We start from the raw sequence: 3,949 nt of genomic DNA on the forward strand, positions 1-3,949 counted from the left end.
ACCCAGGACCCCAGGCCGCTGGCCAGGGCGGCTGCCTGCTGCAGCAGCTGGGCCAGGGAGGCCCCGAGCTGGCTCAGGCTGGTCTGCCAGCGCTCCCACGACCACAGTCGCTGGCGCTCCTCCTCGCTGAGGAGGCGCCAGCGGGCCTGGCCCACCTCCACACCGAGGCGGCCGATCAGCAGGCCGCCGCAGAGCACCGCCAGCATCGGGGCGCCGGTGAGCCGCTCGGCGCTGGTGACGAGCACCAGGCCCAGCAGCAGCACCACCGCCCCCCACACCGAATCCCGCGCCCGGCTCAGTTCGGAGGCCAGCAGGGGCAGCAGCAGCAGCAGCAGCCCCAGCAGCAGGGCCAGGAGGCCTCCGAGGGTGGCAAGCATGGCCGGGGGGACGTCTGGGCCCATTCTGGGCGGTGACGACGGCCGTGATTCGCCAGAGGGCCGTTGCGACTCTGCTTAGAGTCGGTGGGCGCCCACCTGGCGGAATTGGTAGACGCGCTGGGTTTAGGTTCCAGTGGCTCAGGTCGTGGGGGTTCAAGTCCCCCGGTGGGCATCCCTCCGTGATCAGGGCCAGTCGTGAGGTGTCGCCTGGCCGGCACACCTACGCTGCCCACATCAGGAACCGATGCATGACCAGCCTTCTCCGCCAGCTCACGGCGCTGCTCCTGGGTGCGGGATCGCTGCTGGCGGGGGCCCCTGCCCGGGCGCTGGAGCAGATCCAGCTGAGCCTGCCGTTGATCGAGACGCCGTTCACGATCCAGCTCAGGGAGCTGCGCGACCAGCGCAGCCTGCTCTCCGGTGACAGTGATCTGGCCGAGCTGGACCGGGCCACCGATGGGATGATCGGCCGCAAGCTGGTGCAGGCCTTCCAGACCCCCCTCCCCCTGCCGGTCAAGGCGTTCGCCGAGCAGTCGGTGGGGTCGCCCCTGGTCAACCAGGTGCTGCTGCTGCTCTCGTCGGTGGTGATCGTGGAAGGGGTGCGCCAGCCGATGGACAGCACAGCGCTGGCCGCCTCGCTGGCCACCAGCCAGGCGAAGGGCAGCCTGAGCCTGCTGGATGTGCTGGAGGCCCTGCCCGGCAAGAGCGCGTCGGTGGATCTGCAGCGGGTGGTCCTGGCCATCGATCGGGTCACCAACCAGCAGCGCCTGGGCCAGTCCCTGGTGACGACGCTGCCCCCGGCGGCGATCAATCCGGCCCTCAGCCAGACCGGGCCGCTGGCGGTGAAGCGCCAGGAGCTGGCCATCCCCGTCCAGCACCGCCCCAAGCCCCTGCAGGTGGTCACGATCCAGCCGGAAACGGGAGCCAGCGGCCGACTCGTGCTGATCTCCCATGGCCTCTGGGACGACCCCGAAAGCTTCGAGGGCTGGGGCCGGCACCTGGCCAGCCATGGCTACACGGTGCTGCTGCCCCGCCACCCCGGCAGCGACCGGTCACAGCAGCAGGCCATGCTCTCCGGCCAGATGCCGCCCCCCAGCCCGGATGACCTGAAGCTGCGGCCCATGGACATGAGCGCGGCGATCGATGCGGCCGCGGCGGGCAGCCTGGCGTTACCGGCGGGCCTGCGCACCGACGCCGTCGTGGCGATGGGCCAGTCCTATGGCGCCACCACGGTGCTGCAGCTGGCCGGGGCCCGTCCCAGCGCGGCCCTGCTCAACCGCTTCTGCAAGGACGTCACCAACCCCTCCCGCAACATCAGCTGGGTGCTGCAGTGCAGTTTCCTCACCTCCGCCGACCAGGCCGGTCTGGCCGATCCCCGGGTGCGGGCGGTGGTGGCGGTCAGCCCGCCGATGTCGCTGCTGTTCGACCAGGGCTCAGCCCGCACCATGACCGCGCGGGCCCTGGTGGTCAGCGGCAGCCGTGACTGGGTGGTGCCCTCGGGCCCCGAGGCCCTCAGGCCGATGGCACTGGAGGCGCGCAACCAGGGCGGCGGTCACCGGCTGGTGCTGGCCAGGGATGGCGACCATTTCAACCTGCGCTCCTCCTATGAGCAGGGCGGCGGCGCCCTGCGGAGCCTGCTGCTGGCCTGGACCGACGGTGCCTTTGCCGCCGGAGCCGCCGCCGCCCCGGGGCCGAGCGCGCCGACGCTGCTGCCCCCCGATGGCTGGGGCGACATGGAGTTCCCCCTGGTGGATGTCACCGCCAGCCTGCCCACCCTGCCGATCGGTCCCAATCAGCCGATCGGTCCGACCCAGCCGTGACGGCTCCGGCCCGGCTGCTGTCGCGCCGACGGGGCGGGTTCCGTAATCTGGGTCCTCCCTCGGGGATCCGGACCTGGCCCAGGCCATGACAGACACGCTGGCACCCACGTCCGCCGCCGCGGCCGCGACCACAGCCGTGCCGCGACTCAGTGTCCCCAGGGAATACCTGGACCCCCCGGCCGCCTGGAATCCCACGGTGGGCCTGTTCCTGGCGGGCTATGGCCTGGCGGCCCTGACCATCTGGGGCTGGTTCGTGGGCGGCTGGCCCCTGCCGCCCCTGCTGGCCCTGGGCTTCCTGGCCCTGCACCTGGAAGGCACCGTCATCCATGACGCCTGCCACAACGCCGCCCATCCCAACCGCATCTGGAATGCGGTGATGGGCCATGGCGCCGCCCTGCTGCTGGGCTTCAGCTTCCCGGTGTTCACCCGGGTGCATCTGCAGCACCACGCCCACGTCAACGATCCCAAGCTCGATCCCGACCACATCGTCAGCACCTTCGGGCCCCTGTGGCTGATCGCGCCGCGCTTCTTCTATCACGAAGTCTTCTTCTTCCGCCATCGCCTCTGGCGCCACAACGAGCTGTTCGAGTGGGTGCTGGCCCGCACCATCTTCGTGCTGATCGTGGTGGCGGCGGCCCGCCACAACTTCCTGCCGTTCGTCTTCAACTGCTGGTTCGCCCCGGCCCTGATGGTGGGCGTCACCCTCGGTTTGTTCTTCGACTATCTGCCCCACCGGCCCTTCCAGTCCCGTAATCGCTGGCACAACGCCCGCGTCTATCCCAGCAGGCTGATGAACTGGCTGATCATGGGCCAGAACTATCACCTGATTCACCATCTCTGGCCGTCGATTCCCTGGTTCGAATACCAGCCGGCCTATCACGCCACCAAGCCGATCCTCGATGCCAAGGGGTCACCCCAGCGCCTTGGGTTGTTCGAGAGCCGCGCCGACAGCCTCAACTTCCTCTACGACATCTTCCTGGGGGTGCGCTCCCACAAGAAGCGCCGCAGCCGTCTGCGGCCCTTGGTCCGGCTGATGCCCACCCGCCATGCCCGTCGGCGGGTGCTGGAACTGCTGCACCGCACCGCGATCGCGCCGGTGCGCTAGTCGCCGAGGATCTTCGGCACGCGGAAGAAATCGCCCTCCCGCTGGGGGGCCAGAGAGAGCAGCTCCTCACGGACCGGGGTGGGATCCACCCCGTCCGGTCGGGTCACGTTGATCACCTCCACCGCCCGGGTCGTCGGCGGCACCCCTTCGGTGTCCACCTGCTCAAGGTGGGCGACGTAATCGAGGATGCGCTCCAGCTGAACGGTGTAGGTGGCGATCCGCTCCTCCGGCAGGGCCAGGCGGGCCAGCTGGGCCACCTTGCGCACATCGTCGGCGGTGATCCGCTCCATCGTCGCTCGCTGCTGCAGGCCCCGAACCTAGCCGGCCTCACCCTCCGGCCCCAGGAAGTCGGCCAGGTCGTCGGCCAGGGCCGCCGCCGCCAGCTCCAGGAAGCGGGCCCCATGCTCGGCGCTGGCCAGGAAGGGGTCGGAGCCCATGCGGCCGTCGGGATGGCGGCGGCGGAAGTCCTCGGGGCCATGGATCGGTCCGGCGGGGGCCGCCTCCGGCAGGGGCCGCTGCTTGGCGGCCAGGCTGGGCTCCAGGTGCAGGGTGAGGGCGATCTCGCTGGGTGTGGCATGGTGCCCCTCCCGGTCGCCGTAGCGGTCGCGGGCCTCGCGCATCACCGGGCCGGCGGTGAACCAGTTGGCCAG

General features: G+C 70.7%; 5 protein-coding genes and 1 tRNA gene. 3 read left to right on the forward strand and 3 right to left on the reverse strand.

What is annotated here, in order from left to right; all coding sequences use genetic code 11:
* A partial coding sequence (locus tag VB737_RS05805) for a Ycf66 family protein (RefSeq protein ID WP_500311907.1) occupies positions 1-377 on the reverse strand: 377 nt, incomplete at its 3' end.
* A gap of 90 nt (positions 378-467) precedes the next feature.
* Here VB737_RS05805 and VB737_RS05810 point away from each other — a divergent pair.
* The 3 genes from VB737_RS05810 to crtR all read left to right on the forward strand — a co-directional run bounded on the left by VB737_RS05810 (position 468) and on the right by crtR (position 3,299).
* A tRNA-Leu gene (locus VB737_RS05810) sits at positions 468-549 on the forward strand.
* 76 nt (positions 550-625) lie between these two features.
* The gene (locus VB737_RS05815; RefSeq protein WP_500311909.1) at positions 626-2,194 is read left to right on the forward strand and encodes an alpha/beta hydrolase family protein; all 1,569 of its coding nucleotides are present in this window, start codon (positions 626-628) and stop codon (positions 2,192-2,194) included.
* An 85-nt stretch (positions 2,195-2,279) separates the two neighbouring features.
* The gene (gene crtR, locus VB737_RS05820; RefSeq protein ID WP_500311911.1) at positions 2,280-3,299 is read left to right on the forward strand and encodes a beta-carotene hydroxylase; all 1,020 of its coding nucleotides are present in this window, start codon (positions 2,280-2,282) and stop codon (positions 3,297-3,299) included.
* Here crtR and gatC read toward each other — a convergent pair.
* Together gatC and VB737_RS05830 are read right to left on the reverse strand one after the other, a co-directional pair.
* On the reverse strand, positions 3,296-3,589 hold the full coding sequence (gatC, locus tag VB737_RS05825; protein ID WP_500311912.1) for an Asp-tRNA(Asn)/Glu-tRNA(Gln) amidotransferase subunit GatC: 294 nt from the start codon (positions 3,587-3,589) through the stop codon (positions 3,296-3,298). The genes crtR and gatC overlap by 4 nt on opposite strands.
* A 27-nt stretch (positions 3,590-3,616) precedes the next feature.
* Positions 3,617-3,949 (reverse strand): creatininase family protein (locus VB737_RS05830; protein ID WP_500311914.1); only part of this gene is annotated, 333 nt, incomplete at its 5' end.

The sequence above is a fragment of the Synechococcus sp. BA-120 BA3 genome, assembly GCF_034931285.1.
GTDB lineage: Bacteria > Cyanobacteriota > Cyanobacteriia > PCC-6307 > Cyanobiaceae > Cyanobium.